Origin of the sequence: Pseudomonas xantholysinigenes (assembly GCF_014268885.2) — a bacterium.
Taxonomy (GTDB): domain Bacteria; phylum Pseudomonadota; class Gammaproteobacteria; order Pseudomonadales; family Pseudomonadaceae; genus Aquipseudomonas; species Aquipseudomonas xantholysinigenes.
This window is the reverse complement of the sequence record NZ_CP077095.1, coordinates 3,412,642-3,428,956: the sequence shown is the minus strand read 5'-3', so window position 1 is coordinate 3,428,956 and position 16,315 is coordinate 3,412,642. Positions and strand designations below refer to the sequence as shown.

Genomic DNA, 16,315 nt, shown 5'->3' with positions numbered 1-16,315 from the left:
CCCGCGAGAACCCGCCATGACATTCACCGACCTGTTCGTGCGCCGGCCTGTGCTGGCGCTGGTGGTCAGCACCCTGATCCTGCTGCTGGGGTTGCTGTCGCTGCTGCAATTGCCGATCCGCCAGTACCCGTTGCTGGAAAGCTCGACCATCACCGTCACCACCGAATACCCCGGCGCCCCCGCCGAACTGATGCAAGGTTTCGTCACCCAGCCGATCGCCCAGGCGGTGTCCTCGGTGGAAGGCATCGACTACCTGTCGTCTTCCTCGGTGCAGGGCCGCAGCCTGGTGACCGTGCGCATGGAACTCAACCGCGACTCGACCCAGGCTCTCACGGAGGTGATGGCCAAGGTCAACCAGGTGCGCTACCGCCTGCCGGAGCGGGCCTATGACCCGGTGATCGAGCGCTCCGCCGGCGAGTCGACGGCAGTGGCCTATATCGGCTTCGCCAGCCCGAGCCTGCCGATCCCGGCGCTGACCGACTACCTCACCCGGGTGGTCGAGCCGCTGCTCAGCACCATTGAAGGCGTGGCCAAGGTCCAGGTTTTCGGCGGCCAGACCCTGTCCATGCGCCTGTGGATCGACCCGGCGCGCCTGGCCGCGCGCGGCCTGACCGCCGCCGACGTGGCCGAGGCGGTGCGGCGCAACAACTACCAGGCCGCGCCCGGCAAGGTGAAGGGCCAGTACGTGATCGCCAATATCCGCGTCGACACCGACCTGACCTCGGTCGGTGATTTCCGCGAGCTGGTGATCCGCAACGATGGCAATGGGCTGGTGCGCATCCGCGATATCGGCACCGTCGAGCTGGGCGCAGCCTCCGCCGAGACCAGCGCCAGCATGGACGGCGTGCCGGCGGTGCACCTGGGGCTGTTCGCCACCCCTGGCGGCAACCCGTTGGTGATCGTCGATGGCATCCGCCAACTGCTGCCGCAGATCCGCCAGACCCTGCCACCGGACACCAAGGCCGAACTGGCCTTCGAGACCGCGCGTTTCATCCAGGCGTCGATCGACGAAGTGAGCAAGACCCTGCTCGAGGCGCTGTTGATCGTGGTGGTGGTGATCTACCTGTGCCTGGGCTCGCTGCGCACGGTGTTGATCCCGGTGGTGACCATCCCGCTGTCGATGCTCGGCGCGGCGGCGCTGATGCTGGCGTTCGGCTTCAGCATCAACCTGCTGACGCTGCTGGCCATGGTGCTGGCGGTGGGGCTGGTGGTGGACGATGCCATCGTCGTGGTGGAAAACGTGCACCGGCATATCGAGGAAGGCCGTACGCCGGTGGCCGCGGCGCTGATCGGCGCCCGCGAGGTGGCCGGGCCGGTGATCGCCATGACCATCACCCTGGCGGCGGTATATGCGCCGATCGGCATGATGGGCGGCCTGACCGGCGCGTTGTTCCGCGAATTCGCCCTGACCCTGGCCGGGGCGGTGGTGGTGTCCGGGGTGGTGGCGCTGACCCTGTCGCCGGTGATGAGCTCGTTCTTGCTCGATGCGCGCCAATCCGAGGGGCGCATGGCCCATGCCGCCAACCGCTTCTTCGAGTGGCTGGCCGAGCGCTACGCGCAGGTCCTGGGTTTTTCCCTGAAGCACCGTTGGATCAGCGTCGCGTTCGCCGTGCTGGTGCTGGTCAGCTTGCCGCTGTTGTACAGCCTGCCGCAGCGCGAGCTGGCGCCGACCGAGGACCAGGCCGGCCTGCTCACCGCGATCAAGGCGCCGCAGCACGCCAACCTGGCCTATGTAGAGCGCTTCGCCGACAAGCTCGATGCGGTCTACCGCACCTTGCCGGAGACTGTCAGCACCTGGATCATCAACGGCAGCGACGGCATTGCCTCGGGCATCGGTGGCATCAACCTGCAGCCCTGGGACGAGCGCGAGCGCAATGCCTCGCAGATCCAGCTCGAGCTGCAAGCGGCGGTCAACGATGTCGAGGGCACCAGCATCTTCGCCTTCCAGCTGCCGGCGTTGCCAGGCTCCACCGGTGGCCTGCCAGTGCAGATGGTGCTGCGCAGCTCCCAGGACTACCGCGTGCTGTACGACACCATGGAGCAGCTCAAGGGCAAGGCCCGGCAGAGTGGCCTGTTCGCCGTGGTCGACAGTGACCTGGACTACAACAACCCGGTGGTGCAGGTGCGCGTCGACCGGGCCAAGGCCAACAGCATGGGCATCCGCATGCAGGACATCGGCGAATCGCTGGCGGTGCTGGTGGGCGAGAACTACCTCAATCGCTTTGGTCTGGACGGCCGCTCCTACGACGTGATCGCCCAGAGCCCCAGGGACCAGCGCCTGACCCCGCAGGCGTTGACCCGCCAGTACGTGCGCAGCGAGGAGGGCCGGCTGGTGCCGCTGTCCACCGTGGTGCAGGTCAGCGAGCAGGTCGAACCCAACCGCCTGACCCAGTTCAACCAGCAGAACGCCGCGACCTTCCAGGCCATCCCCGCTGCCGGGGTGACTCTGGGCGATACCGTGGCCTTCCTCGAGCAGGCCGCCGCGCAATTGCCCGCGGGCTTCAGCATCGACTGGCAGTCCGATGCGCGCCAGTACCAGCAGGAGGGCAACGCGCTGATGCTGGCCTTCCTCGCCGCCGTGGTGGTGATCTACCTGGTGCTGGCGGCGCAGTACGAGAGCCTGGTCGATCCGCTGATCATCCTCATCACCGTACCGTTGTCGATCAGCGGCGCGCTGCTGCCGCTGGCCCTGGGGGTGGCCACGGTGAACATCTACACGCAGATCGGCCTGGTCACCCTGATCGGCCTGATCAGCAAGCACGGCATCCTCATGGTCGAGTTCGCCAACACCTTGCAGGCCGAGCAGCACCTCGACCGCCGCGCGGCCATCGGCCAGGCGGCGCGGATCCGCCTGCGGCCGATCCTGATGACCACGGCGGCGATGGTGGTGGGGCTGATCCCGCTGCTGTTCGCCTCCGGTGCCGGTGCCGCCAGCCGTTTCGGGCTGGGCGTGGTGATTGTCACCGGCATGCTGGTGGGCACGCTGTTCACCCTGTTCGTGCTGCCGACCATCTACAGCCTGCTGGCCCGCGACCATGCCAGCACGGTGCGCTCGCCGCGCGCCCGGTCGTTGGCCGAAACCCTGGAGCGTCAGCCATGAAACGTCTGTTGCCTGTTGCATTGCTGGCGTTGGGCGCCTGTAGCGTCGGCCCGGATTATCAGGTGCCGCAAATCCCGGTCAGCGGCGTACACAGCCCGCAGCGGGCCGCGTTCGCCGCGCGTGGCGAGTTGCCGGCGCAGTGGTGGCGATTCTTCGACGACCCGCAACTGGTGCGCCTGGTGGACCAGGCCCTGGTCCACAACCACGATATCCGCCAGGCCCATGCCAACCTGTTGGCGGCGCGGGCATTGTTCGACGACCGCAGCCTCGACCGCTATCCCTGGGTCACCGCCCGCGCCGGTTACAACCAGAGCCTGGAGCAGCAGCAACCGGCCGATGGCAGCGACCCGCGGCGCATGCGCAGCGAGCAGTATCGCGCCGGTTTCGACGTGCAGTGGGAGGTTGAGCTGTTCGGCCGCCTGCAACGCCTGACCGATGCCGCCGAGGCCCGTGCCGACGCGGCCGCGGCCGACCTGCGGCAGGCCCGCCTGAGCATTGCCGCCGAGGTGGCGCGCAACTACTACCTGCGGCTCGGGCTCAAGCGCAGCCTCACCGTGGCCGAAGACCAGGTCGAGGCCTGGCGCGAGACCCTGCAGTTGACCACGGCCCAGGTACGGGCCGGCAGCGGCCAGTACGAAGACCAGCAAAACGCCCACGCCAACCTGTTGCTCAGCGAGGCAGCGGTGCCGCCGTTGCAGGCGGCGATCCAGCAGGCCAGTTACCGCCTCGATGTGCTCACCGGCGCAGTCCCGGGCAGCCAGGCCCAGGCCGATGCGGCGTTCCTGCCGCCACTGGCGCGGCAATTGCCGTTGGGCGATGTCGATGCGCTGATCGGCCAGCGCCCGGACGTGGTCAGCGCCGAGCGTGAACTGGCCGCCAGCACCGAGGAGGTTGGCGTGGCCACCGCCGAGCTGTACCCACGCCTGGACCTGGGCGGCTTCATCGGCTTCTTCGCTTTGCGCAGCGGTGACCTGGGCAGTGCCGCCCGGGCCTACGAACTGGCGCCGGTGGTCACCTGGCCAGCCCTGCGCCTGGGCAACGCCCGGGCCCGGCTGCGCGCGCGCGAAGCACTGGCCGATGGCAAGCGGGCGCGTTACGAGCAGGTTGTGTTGCAGGCACGGGAAGAGGTGGAAAACGCGGTGACCCAACTGGTGCGCAACCAGTCGCGGCTGCAAAGCCTGGTGGCATCCGCCGGGCATGGCAGCGAAGCCATCGACATCGCCAACAAGCGCTACCGGCGCGGGGCGGGGACTTACCTGGCGGTGCTGGAGAACCAGCGCGCGCTGTTCGCCATCAAGCGCGAGGTGGCGGACGCGGAGACCGCGTCGTACCTGGATGCGATTGCGTTGTACAAGGCGTTGGGGTGGGGGAGTGAGGGGCAGTAGTCGGGACTGATGGTGCTTGTGGGTGCAATGGTCTTGCTTTGCAGTCACAGCCCTCAAACCTGCGCGCCTCCTGTAGGAACCAGCCTTGCTGGCGAAGCAGGCGACGCGCTGCCTGGCACCGGCCGTGCCGGTGTTCGCGGGTGAACCCGCTCCCACAGTGACCGCGCTGACCTCAGGGCCTGCACCACACCTGTGGGAGCGGGCTTGTCGGACCGCCGCACCGCCGCGAAGCAAGCGACGCGGTGCCTGGCACCGGCTGAAGTTGCTCCCACAGACCTCAAACAATCGGCGTGCATGCTGACTTTCGAAATTCAGCAAGCTACTTCGGCGAAATACGGTAGACACAGCGGCGATCGCCGGAGATCAGGTGTTCGCAGCGCTCGACAGTGGCCTGCTCGCCAATCGCCGCCTGGAACACCTGCAGTTCGCTACGGCAGAACCCTTGGCAGCGCGTGGCGGCAATGCAGATCGGGCAATGGTTTTCGACGATCAGCCAGGCCTGGCCATCGGCCTGCATCTCGGCCATGTAGCCGGCCCGTTCACGCAGTTGCACCAGGATGCGCACCTTGTCTTCCAAGGTTTCGGCGTCGCCACAGGCTTGCTGATATTCGCGGCTGTTGCTGTCCTCCATGCGGCTGATCAGGCGGTCGACGCCGTCGCTGCCGAACACCTGCTCGACACTTTCGATCAGTTGCAGGGTCAGCACGCTGTGGGAGTCGGGAAAGCGGCGCTGGGCCGCGGCGGTCAGTGCCCACTTCTGCGAGGGCCGGCCGGCACCTTTGGCCGGGACGCTGATGCCGCTGATCAGCTCGCTGGCCTGGAGCTTCTGCACCTGCTGGCGGGTGGCTTCGAAGGTGATACCGAGCAATTGGGCCAGGTCGGCGGTCTTGAGCGGCCCGCGGGTCTTGAGCAGGAACAGAATGCGGTCGGTGGTGCAGTTCGGGTCAGCGGAGGTCGAGGTCATGGAGCCTTGGGAACCGGGCGTGAATGAGCGGGTCGGGCACTCGCCTGGGTCATCCTTTGCGCAGGTGAGTGGGCGAAGGATAGCGTGTATTCGTGCGGATAGGTGCAAGGTGAACGAGTATCGATAGTGAAATTTATATTCGATAAAAATATAAAAGTTATTGGTTGTATTTCTTTGACTCAGGTCTAGGCTGTTTTTCGGAGCCTGTGCTTGCCGGTCCCAGGGAGGGTTGCGTGCAAGTTCGTGGAATTCCTTGGCTGGCCAATGGCCGGGCGCAGGTCCTACTCCAATAATTCGACAGGGACGTGAGTGCATGAATGCCCAGAAACCCGTGACCATCTACGAACACGCCGACGAGGTGAGCAGCCTGCAAAGCGTGGTCGACCTGGTGAAACTGTCCGATCAGTACCGTCAATCGGCCATTCTGCATTCGGCGTTGGCCCAGCGCGTGTTCGACCACACCCGCCAGCCGATCGCCGCCCAGGCCTTGAGCGATGCGCTGGGCTGGGTGCCGAACAAGGGGCGGATCTTCCTCAACGCGCTGGTCGCCATGGGCCTGCTCAAGCGCACCGCGCAAGGCTACGAGAACCTGCCGCTGAGCCAGCGCTTCCTGGTCAGTGACAGCGCCGAGTTCATCGGCCCGATCATCGATCACCAGCGTCTGCAATGGCACAACTGGCCGCGCCTGGACGAGGTGCTGCGCAGTCGCCAGTCGCTGGACTTCCAGCAGGAAAATCGTTTCAAGCACGACCTGGCGGCGCGCGATGCATTCAACGACGCCATGGTCCGTTTCAGCCAGCCGATGGTCGATGTGCTGCGCGACCTGCCGTTGTTCGACAAGGCCCGGCGGGTGATCGACCTGGCCGGCGGCCATGGCACTTACCTGGCCGAGATCGCCAGCCGTCATCCGCAGGTCAAGGGTGAAGTCTGGGACCTGGAGCCGACCCGTGACGCCGCTGCAACCACCTTCGGCAAATACAAACTGGAAGAGCGTCTGCGCTTCCACGCGCGCAACCTGCTGGACCTGGCCCAGTACCAGGGCGAGCGCGCCGATGTGGTGATGCTCAACGACTGCCTGCACTACTTCACCCGTGAGCAGGTGCGCACCTTGATCGCTGGCGCCGCTGGCATGGTCGAGGACGGTGGCGCGCTGCTGGTGCTGAGCATGGCGCTGGAGGACGACGAAATCCATCCGGCGTTGTCCGCCGATTTCTCCCTGCACATGATGCTCAACACGGTCAACGGCGAGCTGCACTCGACCCGCTACCTGATCGACAGCATGGCGTCGGCCGGGCTTGCGGTGGAACAGGAGCCGATCGGCCGCTACACCCTGCTGGTCGGACGGAGGGCTGCCTGATGTTGCGCTTATTGGCATTGCATGGCGCGCCGCTTGGCGACGCGTCAGCCCAAGCCCTGGACACCCTGGGCAGCGCGGCGGCGAAGGCGGGCTTCAGCCTGCAGGTCAGCCAGCAGGCGGCAGGGCAGGGGCCGGTGGATGCGGTCTGCCTGCTGCTCGACAGCGCGACGCCGCCAGTCGCGCTGGGCAGCCTGCTCAACGAGGCCCGCGGGCTGTGCCGCAACACCGCGCTGGTGCTGATTCGCGTGCAAGGCACGCTGGCGCAGCTGCCGTCGACCAGTGGCGTGCTCGCGCAATGGCAGCAGGCATGCCAGGGGTTCCTGTATCCCTATGCGCTGGATATCACCAGCGACCAGGCCGCGGAACAGGCGATCAAGGCCTGGCTGCCGGGCTTCGCCAAGTTCGCCGCCGCCACCAAGCTGTGGCGCTCACTCGATGGCCTGGGGCTGGACGATGCGGCCCGGGCCAGGCAGCGCCCGGAGATGAACCACGTCAATATCCTCACCCGCGACCTGGAAGCCTCCAAGGCGTTCTACGCCGACATCCTCGGTGCCAACTACTGCTACAACCTTGGCCCACGCAAGGCGGTGATGGAGCTCAACGGCTTCGACTTCTTCATCGAGCAGAGCGAGGCCTTCAGCTACCCGGCCGGCTACCACATTGGCATCCGCGCGCTGCCCGAGGATGTGCGGCGTATCGCCGAGCAGGTCACGGCCACCGGCACCATCAAGCTGGTCAAGGGCAACGGCCCGGCCCCGGGCTATCACCATGGCCCGGACCAGGTCCGCAGCGCCGTGTATTTCGAGGACCCGGACGGCCTGGTCATCGAAGTCTACAGCGCCGAAGTGGAGATGATCGAAAGCAATCCTCGCTTGCTTCTCGACCGCCTCTGATCCCTCGTTGTCACCGGCCTGCCGTTCGGCGGGCCGGTGTTCAGGCAGGTATTCGCATGAACAGCTACAAACAGTGGCATTGGCCACGGTTGCCCAGCCCCTTGCCCAAGGATGTCAGCGACCGGGCCTTGATGGGCTACCCCGAGCAGTATCAGGAGCATCCGTTGCAGGCCCGGGTCGCCACGGCGTTCGCCGAACTGCTGCAAGGGCCGCTGGACGTCCTCCTGACGATTCTCCAGCAGCCCAGCCAGCCCCTGGCCCGGCGCATCGCCGCCGGTGAGGTGCTGGCCCTGCGTGGTGACCCGCGCATCGACACCTTTGCCCCGCAGATGATCGATATCCCGGCGGCGCGCGTGCACATCGGCCTCGACCCGCAGGCGGTGGAGCAGGTGATGGACCAGTTCGACGGGCTGGGCCTGGACCGCAGCTGGATCGCCAAGGAAACCCCGCGCCACGCGGTGGAGCTGGCGGCATTTCGCATCGCCCGGTTTCCGGTGACGCACCAGGAGTACCGCCAGTTCCTGCTCGACACCGGCCACCCCGGCATCCCCGAAGGCTGGGCGTTCGGTCGCTACCCGCGGCATCACGCCAACCACCCGGTGTACAGCGTCGCCGCCAGCGATGCCGACGCCTATGTGCGTTGGCTGAGCTCACGCACCGGACGGCGTTTCGCCCTGCCCAGCGAGGCGCAGTGGGAATATGCCGCCGCCGGCGCCGAGGGGCGGCAGTTCCCCTGGGGCGACAGCTACCAGGTCGAGCACGCCAACACCGCCGAGCTGGGCTACCTGGACAGCACCCCGGTCGGCGTCTTCGTCGACGCCGCCTCGCCCTTCGGCGTGCTGGACATGGCCGGTAACGTCGAGGAGTACGTGGCCGAAGACTACCAGGCCTACCCCGGTGGCCCTCGCATCGAGGACGACCTGGTGCTCGATGTCGGTACCCACCGCGTGGCCCGTGGTGGCAGCTTCACCCGCTTTCGCGACCTGGCGCGCACCGCGCGCCGCCACGGGCGCTACCCACGGCCGATCTACGTCATGGGCTTTCGCCTGGTGGAACACCACAACTAAGCAACCGCGTCTTCCGTGCAAGAGGTCTGATCCCATGAACAAGGATGTTTCGCTGCATACCATTGTGCCGATCTCCATACTCGGCGGCGATGTCGACGCCCATTTCTTCGGCTTCCACGGCTTCGAACGCCATCAGGAACACTTCGCCGTGGGCATCAGCCCCGAGCAGTGCGACATACCGTTGGTGCGGGTGCACTCCGAGTGCATCACCGGCGATGTGTTCGGCTCGCAGCGCTGCGATTGCGGCCCCCAGTTGCAGGAGGCCCTGCGCACGCTGCACGAAGTCGGCGGCTACCTGATCTACCTGCGCCAGGAAGGGCGGGGCATCGGCTTGTATTCCAAGTTCGAGGCCTACCTGCTGCAGGACAAGGGCTTTGACACCTACGAAGCCAACCTGCGCCTGAACCACCTGGCCGACTCGCGCAGTTTCGACCCAGCGGTGCAGATGCTGCGCGCCCTGGGCGTGGAGAAGTGCCGGCTGCTGACCAACAACCCGGAGAAAGTCGCGCAGTTGCGCGCCGGCGGCATCGACGTGGTCGAGCAAGTGCCCACCGGCGTATTCCTGACCCAGCACAACCGTAACTACCTGCAGGCGAAAGCCGACAAGTCCAGCCATTCGATCAAGCTCTGATCGCTCGCGAAAAAGGATCTTTCGATGAAACATATTGGCCCGATCAGCGGCATCGCCGCCCATGCCGCGCACTTCGTCGCCACTGCCGGCTACGACAACCAGGTGATTTTGTGGAACGCCAGCACCGGCGAGCCGATTCACCGCGTGCACCACGACCACCTGGCCAACCAGTGCGCCTTCAGCGCCGACGGCAAGTACCTGGTCAGCGCCAGCAGCGACTACACCGCGCGCATCTGGGAAGTACCGAGCATGCGTTTGAAAGCAGTCCTGCGCGACCACGACGATGACGTCGAAATGGCGGTGTTCTCCCCGGATGGCCAGCGCGTGGCAACCTGCTCGCGCGATCATGTGCTGCGCATCTTCGACCTCAACGGCGTGTTGCAGCAGGCTTTTCACGGTCACCAGGCCGATGTAATTTCGGTGGTCTGGTCGCCGGATGGCCAGCGCCTGATTTCCAGCAGCGACGACGGCACCGTGCGCCAGTGGGACACGCGCAGTGGCGCGCAGTGCGGTGAAGTGGACATCGGCGGTGTCGAGACCGACACCATCGCCATCACCCGCGAGGGCGTGGTGTTCGCCGGCGACGATGAAGGGCGCATTTCGATCATCGCCGACGGCCAGGTGCACACCGTGCCGGCCCATGCCGCGGGGATCAAGCGCATCGTCTGGAACGACGACAAGCGCCTGCTGGTGAGCCTGAGCTACGACCGCTCGGCGGTCCTCTGGACCTTCGACGCCGGGCGCAACTTGGTCAAGCGCCGCAGCACCGCGCTGCCGAGCATCGTCTGGCCGCGCAGCTGTGCCTTCGTCGGTGACGAGCAACTGGTGTTCGCCACCTTCGGCTCGCGCTATGCCACCTGGAACTACGAGCGCGACCAGTGGCAGGTCTCGGGCATCGAGCCGGCGGTGAGCATCAACGCCGTGGTGCGCAGCGACGAACGCCGCTACAGCATCGGCGACGCCGGCATCCTGCACCGTGACGACCAGCCGGTGAGCAGTGTCGGCAGCCTGTGCAACTTCCTCCTGCCGTTTGGTTCGCTGCTGCTGACCGGCGGCCAGATGGGCCAGGTGTTCGACGGCTTGAGCGGGCGCCTGCTGTACCAGCACCGTTCGCCGCTCAACTGCGGTGCGAGCTTCGTGCGCAACGGTGAGGAGCATGCCTTGATCGGCACCTACACTGGTGAAGGCCTGGTGTTCGCCCATGACGGCCAGGGCGGACTGCGCCTGGTGGCGTCGATCCCCATGCACGAGAACGCGATCAAAGGCGTGGCCGCTGACGCGCGCCATCTGTTCAGTGTCTGCGCCTCGGCCGATGCGGCTGTGCACAGCATCGAGGACTTCAGCTGCGTGCGCCATATCGAAAGCGCGCACACGCGCATCTCCAACGGTTGCTGCACCATCACCGGTGGCTTCGCCAGCATCGGTCGCGATCTCAAGCTGCGCCTGTGGCTGGACACCGGCGACGAGGTGTTCGACTCACCACACCAGCACTCGATCAAGTGCATTGCCGCCTCCGAGGATGGCCGGGTGATCGCCACCGCCGCCTACAACGGCACCGTGGCGCTGTTCGACCTGGCCTCGCGGCGCTGGTTGCCGGTGCAGCGGCCAACCGCCAGCGGCATTTCCTGCCTCAGCCATGACGCGCTCAGCGATGCCTTCCTGGCCAGCTCCTATGACGGGCGCATCTATGGCATCGACGCCCGCCTGGCGTCCTGACGGAGGATTGCGATGAGCAAGCAAGCACAGGGCTTCATGGCCCAGGGCGACTACCGCAAGGCCCTCGACACCTCGTTCGTGCACCGCTACAGCCATGGCGAGGACGAATGGTCGTGGGATGTTGGCATGATCCAGGCGGCTCAGGCGTTTCTCGAGCGCCTGGACCCACGCGCCGACCAGCATGTGCTCGACCTCGGCGTGGGGCGTGGGCGCGATGCGTCCACCTTCATCCTCGCCGGGCACCGGGTGACCGGCCTGGATATCGTCGAGAACTCCAGCTGGCCGCTGCTGCGCAAGCGCTGGGGCGATCGCCTGAACCTGGTGCAGCAAGCGGTGCAGGACTGGCAACCGGCGCCGGGCACGCAGTACGACGCGGCCCTGGACAACGGTTGCTTCCACCACCAGCACCCGGATGAATGGGCGGCGTACCTGGCCCATGTGCGCCGTCTGTTGCGCCCTGGCGCGCTGGTGGGGCTGAACGTGTTCGGCGTCGATGATGTCCAGCCCGAGCCCGGCTGGCGTGAAATGGACAATCAGCGCCAGGGCTACTTCTTCACCGACAATGGCATCCGCCAGACCCTCGAGGCCCATGGTTTTGCCTGGCAGGGGCTGGAGGTGATCGAGCGCCAGCATGGCGAGGCTCGCTACTTGCTGGCGCTGGTCCGCACGTGAGCGTGATCGACCACCACTACCTGGACATGGCCCTGGCGCTTGCCTGCCAGGGCTTGTTCAGCAGCATGCCCAATCCACGGGTGGGTTGCGTGATCGTCAACGATGGCCGGGTGGTGGGGCGTGGATGGCATCAACGTGCCGGCGAAGCCCATGCCGAGGTACACGCGTTGCGCGAGGCCGGGGAAGCGGCGCGTGGCGCCACCGCCTATGTCACCCTCGAGCCGTGTGGCCGGCATGGGCGCACGCCGCCCTGCGCCGATGCGTTGGTGGCCGCGGGGGTGCGCCGGGTGGTCAGCGCCAGCGCCGATGCCTCCCAGTGCGGCGGTGGCGAACGCCTGCGCCAGGCCGGCATCGTCGTCGAAGTATTGCCGTGCCCGGAGGCGCGGGCGCTCAATCGCGGGTTCTTCTCGCGTATCGAGCGCCAGCGCCCCTGGGTACGGGTATTGCGGCCCGACGCGTTGGCGATCGGCACGCTGGGCGACGGCGCGATGCTCAGTCATTGCGATGAGCAAGCACCACTGGCCCACTGGCGGGGGCGGGCATCGGCCTTGCTGACCACCTGCGAATGGGTCAAGGCGTGCGACACGTCACTGCTGGCGCCGGTGTCGGCGCAACGTGCCACGCCAGTGGCGCCAATGCGCGTGGTGGTAGACCAGAGGCTCGAGTGTCCAGCGTCGGCCGAGGTGCTCGACGGTCGTGCGCCGACCCTGGTGTTGCATGACGGGCGGGCGATGGCTGACGGGCGCTTTGCCCGGGTTCGTTGCCGCATGCTCGATGAGTTCGGTGCGTCGCGGGTGTTGCAGGTGCTGCACGAACTGGACTGCAACGAGGTGCAGGTCGAGGCCGAGCCGGCGTGGTGCGAGGCCTTGGCGCGCCAGGGGCTGGTGGATGAGTGGCTGGTGAGGGTCTGAACGTTGGGCAGCTTGCCGCGTCGGCTTCTGCGCAGGCGTGGGAAGGCGGGCCGGTTCGATGGTAGGGTGGTGGTTTACGCCCTGACTGCAGGAGGTTGACGCATCATGCTCCACACCACCCCGGACGCATTGCCGATCAAAGAAATGCTGAGGCAGATTCCATCGCTCAAGGCACCGCTACCCGACCTTGATCTGTCGGCCATGCCGGCCACGCCCCAGGAGGCCTTCGCGCTGTGGTTGGATGCCGCGTTGGCCGCGGGTGTGCGCGAGCCCCATGCAATGACGCTTTCGACCGTCGATGAACAGGGCTGGCCTGATGCGCGGGTGTTGATCCTGAAGAATGTCGATGCGCGTGGGTGGCATTTCGCGGTCAAGCGTGAAAGCCCGAAGGTCAGGCAAATCGAACATCAGCCCAAGGTATCGCTTACCTTCTACTGGCCTGCGCTGGGGCGGCAGATCCGCCTGCGCGGCGAAGCCGGGGCACTGTCAGCGCAGGAGTGCGCCGAGGATTTTCTGGGGCGTCCCGTCGGTTCTCGCGCCAGTGCCATGGCCTCCAGGCAAAGCGAGATCATGGAGGATCCCCAGTCGCTGGCGCGGCGTCTTGCCGAGGTTCAGGCTTTTCTTGAGGATCACCCTGGTCATGTGGAGCCCGGTTGGCAGGTCTATGCCGTCGCGCCGACGGTCGTGGAGTTCTGGCAGGGGGCCACTGACCGCAATCACAAACGTTGGCGCTATACCGCGACATCGGAAGGGGGCGGCTGGAGCGCGACCCGGTTGTGGCCATGATGGGCGCCTGGCCAATGGATGGCCTGGTCCTGCGCCGTGCCAGCGAGGCGGATGCGCCAGCGCTACTGGGCCTGTTCGATGAAGTCATCGCCTGGTTCCGTGAAATGGGCAACCCTGGGCAGTGGGGAACAGAGCCCTGGTCGACCCAGCCACGGCGCATCGAGCGGGTGACCGAGGCGTGTGCGCTGCCGGGTGCCTGGGTCGTGCAGACGCCGGCGGGTGCCCTTCGCGCGGCCTTGGTGCTGGGCGAGGCCATGCCCTACGTGCCGCCTGCGACGGAAGCGGAAATCTATGTGCGGTTGCTGGTTGCCTCACGCGATCCCGCCGCGCGAGGCGTTGGCAAGCACTTGATGGCGTTCGCCGATGAACAAGCCAGGATGGCAGGTGTCGGACGCCTGCGTGTCGATTGCTACGCTGGCGGCTCGGGCGCGTTGGTACGTTTCTATGAATCCTGCGGCTATGCGCGCGTCAGCACCTTCGAGGTCGAAGGCTGGCCAGGCCAGTTGTTGGCGCGCAGCCTGTGAACCTGCCCGCAGGCGGCATTATTCGACTCAGCGGCTGCAGATCAGGCCGATTTGCAGGCTGTTTTGCTCGAACAGGTCCCAATACCCCGCTGGGTGTGCCTTCTTGCGAATCCCGCTGATCAGCGGGGCGATCCAGCGTACGTTGCGCAGGCCCGCGTCGTGGGCGGCCTGTTCGTACACCGACTTGTGCCAGCGGTAGTAGGTGAAGTCCGCGGGCGGTGTGCTCATGAACTGGCCCTGGCAACGAAAACCTCCTTCCACCGGCTGCTCGTCCATGACGCGGATGCCGTATTCGGTGAAATTGCCCCGGGCCAGGTCGAACGTGGGGTTGGCGGTGTAGGCGATCAGTTGCCCGTCGGGCTTGAGGTTGAGCGCGACGGACTGGAACATGCGCCGCAGTTCCTCGACGCTACCGGCATAGTTGAACAGCCAGGCGGCGGTGACCTTGTCGAACTGGCCGATCTCGCCCATCTGCGCGACGTCGCGCACTTCATAGGCGATGCCGTCGTTGGCCTGGCGAGCCTGGTGGATCATGCTGGGCGAGATATCCACGCCATGCACCCGCGCCGCGCCCCAGTCCTTGAGCCTGCGACTGAAAAAACCGTGGCCGCAGGCCAGGTCGAGGACCTGGTTGCCGACCACGCCGCCGAGCAAGTCGTGGACCATGTAGCGGACGGTATCGACCTCGACGCCACGCTGGCTGGCATGGCTGGTGAAGTCTTCGAATTGATCGCTGATGCGCTCGTAGACTTCCTTCGATTCTTTCATGGCTGTTCCTTGCGGGCTGAAGGGCGAGTGATGCGCAGGGCCAGGGGAATCGCCAGCAACGGCGCGCAGGCGAACAGGGCGAACAGCCAGGCCGCGGCCTGGCGCGCGCCGTCGACGCCACCTGGCTCGACCAATCCGGCGCTGTTGCTGACCAATCCGGCCAAGGCGGCGGCCAGGGCGGTGGCGTAGAGCTGCACGGTGGTGATCGATGCCGAGGCGAGGTTTTCCTCGCCGGGGCGCGCGGCTTGCAACACCCGGGTGAGCAGGTGCGGCCAGCCCAGGCCGATGCCCAGGCCGACACCGGCCAGGGCCACGGCATACAACGCCAGGCCGGGGGCTTGGGCCAGCCAGGCCGGTTGCGGTGTGAGCAATGCCAGGGCCAACAGCGCCACGGTCACCACCAGCGGGCCAAGGCGGATCTGCCGGGCACCGCCATTGCGGTCGCGCCCGGCGCTGGTCAGGGCGCCGAGCGTCCAGCCGGCGGCCATCACCGCGGTCAGGTAGCCGGCCGCCAGTGGGCCGAAACCATGGATGCGCTGAAGGAAATAGGGGACGTAGATCTCGGTGGTGATGGCCGCCACCAGCAGGCACATGATGGCGAACAGCGCGCCCATCGGTTGCCCCAGGCTGTAGGCGCCGCTGGGCAGCAGGTGATGGTGGGCGCGTGGGTCGAGGCGGGCGATCAGTGCGGCGATCGCCAGGCCGGTGACTATGCCGGCCAGGTTGATCCAGAGCACTTCGGACAGGCTTGCCGCGCAGATTGCCAGTACCGAGGCGACCAGGCAGGCAATCAGCCCATAGGCCGGGCGCGCCCCGTTGTCGTCCCGCGCCTGGCGCCCGGGCAGGCGCAGGCAGACGATCAGCGCCAGCAGCGCCGTGACCGGTAGCAACGACCAGAAGGCCCAGCGCCAGTGCCCCCCTTCGGCGAATACGCCGCCCACGGCCGGGCCGCAGAGGGTGGCCACGCCCCACATGGCCGAGACCAAGGCCATGGCCCGCGGCCACAGGCGCTGTTCGAACACCAGGTGGATCAAGGCATAGCTGAGGGCGAACAGGATGCCGCCGCCCAGGCCCTGCACGCTGCGTCCCACCAGCAGCATCGGCATGCTGCTGGCCTGGGCACAGAGTATCGAGCCTGCGGCGAACACCAGCAGCGCCAGCAGGTAGGCGACGCGTGGGCCGACCCGGGCTAGCAGGCGCGTGGACAGCGTGGAGCCGATGATCGAGGCTACCACGAACAGCGTGGTGTTCCAGGCATAGAAGGCCAGCCCGCCGATTTCGTCGATCACCGTGGGTAGCAGCGTGGTGACGATATACACATTGATGGCATGCAGGGCCACGCCACCGGCCAGGGCGATCGAGCGCAGGGTATTGCCGCCGCTGAGCAGTTCGCTCCAGCGCGCCGGCGGTTGTTCGGGGAGGGCGGTCATGAAGGCTCCTTGCGTGATCCTGCGCAGGGAGTCTAGGAGGCGGATCAGTAATATTCAAGCAAGAACTTGTGTAATTACCCGGCGGATGAATTTGCTAGGATCGCCTCTTTT

General features: G+C 66.5%; 14 protein-coding genes. 11 read left to right on the top strand and 3 right to left on the bottom strand.

Annotated elements, in window-relative coordinates:
* Positions 1-16: 16 nt before the first annotated feature.
* Together HU772_RS15210 and HU772_RS15205 are read left to right on the top strand one after the other, a co-directional pair.
* Complete coding sequence (locus HU772_RS15210; RefSeq protein WP_186659715.1) at positions 17-3,100, top strand: MexW/MexI family multidrug efflux RND transporter permease subunit; 3,084 nt, start codon at positions 17-19, stop codon at positions 3,098-3,100.
* On the top strand, positions 3,097-4,485 hold the full coding sequence (locus HU772_RS15205; RefSeq protein WP_186659716.1) for an efflux transporter outer membrane subunit: 1,389 nt from the start codon (positions 3,097-3,099) through the stop codon (positions 4,483-4,485). Before HU772_RS15210 ends, HU772_RS15205 begins: the two co-directional genes overlap by 4 nt.
* A gap of 319 nt (positions 4,486-4,804) precedes the next feature.
* Here the strand turns inward: HU772_RS15205 and HU772_RS15200 are convergent, their stop codons facing one another.
* Positions 4,805-5,449: a helix-turn-helix transcriptional regulator gene (locus HU772_RS15200; protein WP_186659717.1), complete on the bottom strand. Its 645-nt coding sequence runs from the start codon at positions 5,447-5,449 to the stop codon at positions 4,805-4,807.
* Positions 5,450-5,762: 313 nt separating this feature from the next.
* Here HU772_RS15200 and HU772_RS15195 point away from each other — a divergent pair, with 313 nt between their 5' ends.
* From HU772_RS15195 to HU772_RS15155, 9 genes are all read left to right on the top strand, one after another.
* Positions 5,763-6,806 (top strand): methyltransferase, encoded by a 1,044-nt coding sequence (locus tag HU772_RS15195; protein WP_186659718.1) that lies wholly within the window; start codon positions 5,763-5,765, stop codon positions 6,804-6,806.
* Entirely contained in the window at positions 6,806-7,699 is an 894-nt protein-coding gene (locus HU772_RS15190; protein WP_186659719.1) for a VOC family protein, read from the top strand. Before HU772_RS15195 ends, HU772_RS15190 begins: the two co-directional genes overlap by 1 nt.
* 56 nt (positions 7,700-7,755) lie before the next feature.
* Positions 7,756-8,766, top strand: coding sequence for a formylglycine-generating enzyme family protein (locus HU772_RS15185; RefSeq protein WP_186659720.1), 1,011 nt, complete (start codon positions 7,756-7,758; stop codon positions 8,764-8,766).
* A gap of 34 nt (positions 8,767-8,800) precedes the next feature.
* A complete protein-coding gene (locus HU772_RS15180) occupies positions 8,801-9,397 on the top strand; it encodes a GTP cyclohydrolase II (protein WP_186659721.1) in 597 nt (198 codons plus the stop codon).
* Between the two features lie 24 nt (positions 9,398-9,421).
* On the top strand, positions 9,422-11,113 hold the full coding sequence (locus tag HU772_RS15175) for a WD40 repeat domain-containing protein (RefSeq protein WP_186659723.1): 1,692 nt from the start codon (positions 9,422-9,424) through the stop codon (positions 11,111-11,113).
* A 12-nt stretch (positions 11,114-11,125) separates the two neighbouring features.
* A complete protein-coding gene (locus HU772_RS15170) occupies positions 11,126-11,785 on the top strand; it encodes an SAM-dependent methyltransferase (RefSeq protein WP_186659724.1) in 660 nt (219 codons plus the stop codon).
* Positions 11,782-12,696 (top strand): bifunctional diaminohydroxyphosphoribosylaminopyrimidine deaminase/5-amino-6-(5-phosphoribosylamino)uracil reductase RibD, encoded by a 915-nt coding sequence (ribD, locus tag HU772_RS15165; RefSeq protein WP_186659726.1) that lies wholly within the window; start codon positions 11,782-11,784, stop codon positions 12,694-12,696. Before HU772_RS15170 ends, ribD begins: the two co-directional genes overlap by 4 nt.
* Before the next feature lie 105 nt (positions 12,697-12,801).
* Positions 12,802-13,482, top strand: coding sequence for a pyridoxine/pyridoxamine 5'-phosphate oxidase (locus HU772_RS15160; protein ID WP_202885381.1), 681 nt, complete (start codon positions 12,802-12,804; stop codon positions 13,480-13,482).
* Complete coding sequence (locus HU772_RS15155) at positions 13,479-14,006, top strand: GNAT family N-acetyltransferase (protein WP_202885382.1); 528 nt, start codon at positions 13,479-13,481, stop codon at positions 14,004-14,006. Before HU772_RS15160 ends, HU772_RS15155 begins: the two co-directional genes overlap by 4 nt.
* 27 nt (positions 14,007-14,033) lie before the next feature.
* Here the strand turns inward: HU772_RS15155 and HU772_RS15150 are convergent, their stop codons facing one another.
* Positions 14,034-14,774 (bottom strand): class I SAM-dependent methyltransferase, encoded by a 741-nt coding sequence (locus tag HU772_RS15150; RefSeq protein ID WP_186659728.1) that lies wholly within the window; start codon positions 14,772-14,774, stop codon positions 14,034-14,036.
* Positions 14,771-16,204 carry an MFS transporter gene (locus tag HU772_RS15145; RefSeq protein ID WP_186659731.1) on the bottom strand — a complete coding sequence of 478 codons (1,434 nt, stop codon included), beginning with the start codon at positions 16,202-16,204 and terminating at the stop codon, positions 14,771-14,773. Before HU772_RS15145 ends, HU772_RS15150 begins: the two co-directional genes overlap by 4 nt.
* Positions 16,205-16,315: the final 111 nt, after the last annotated feature.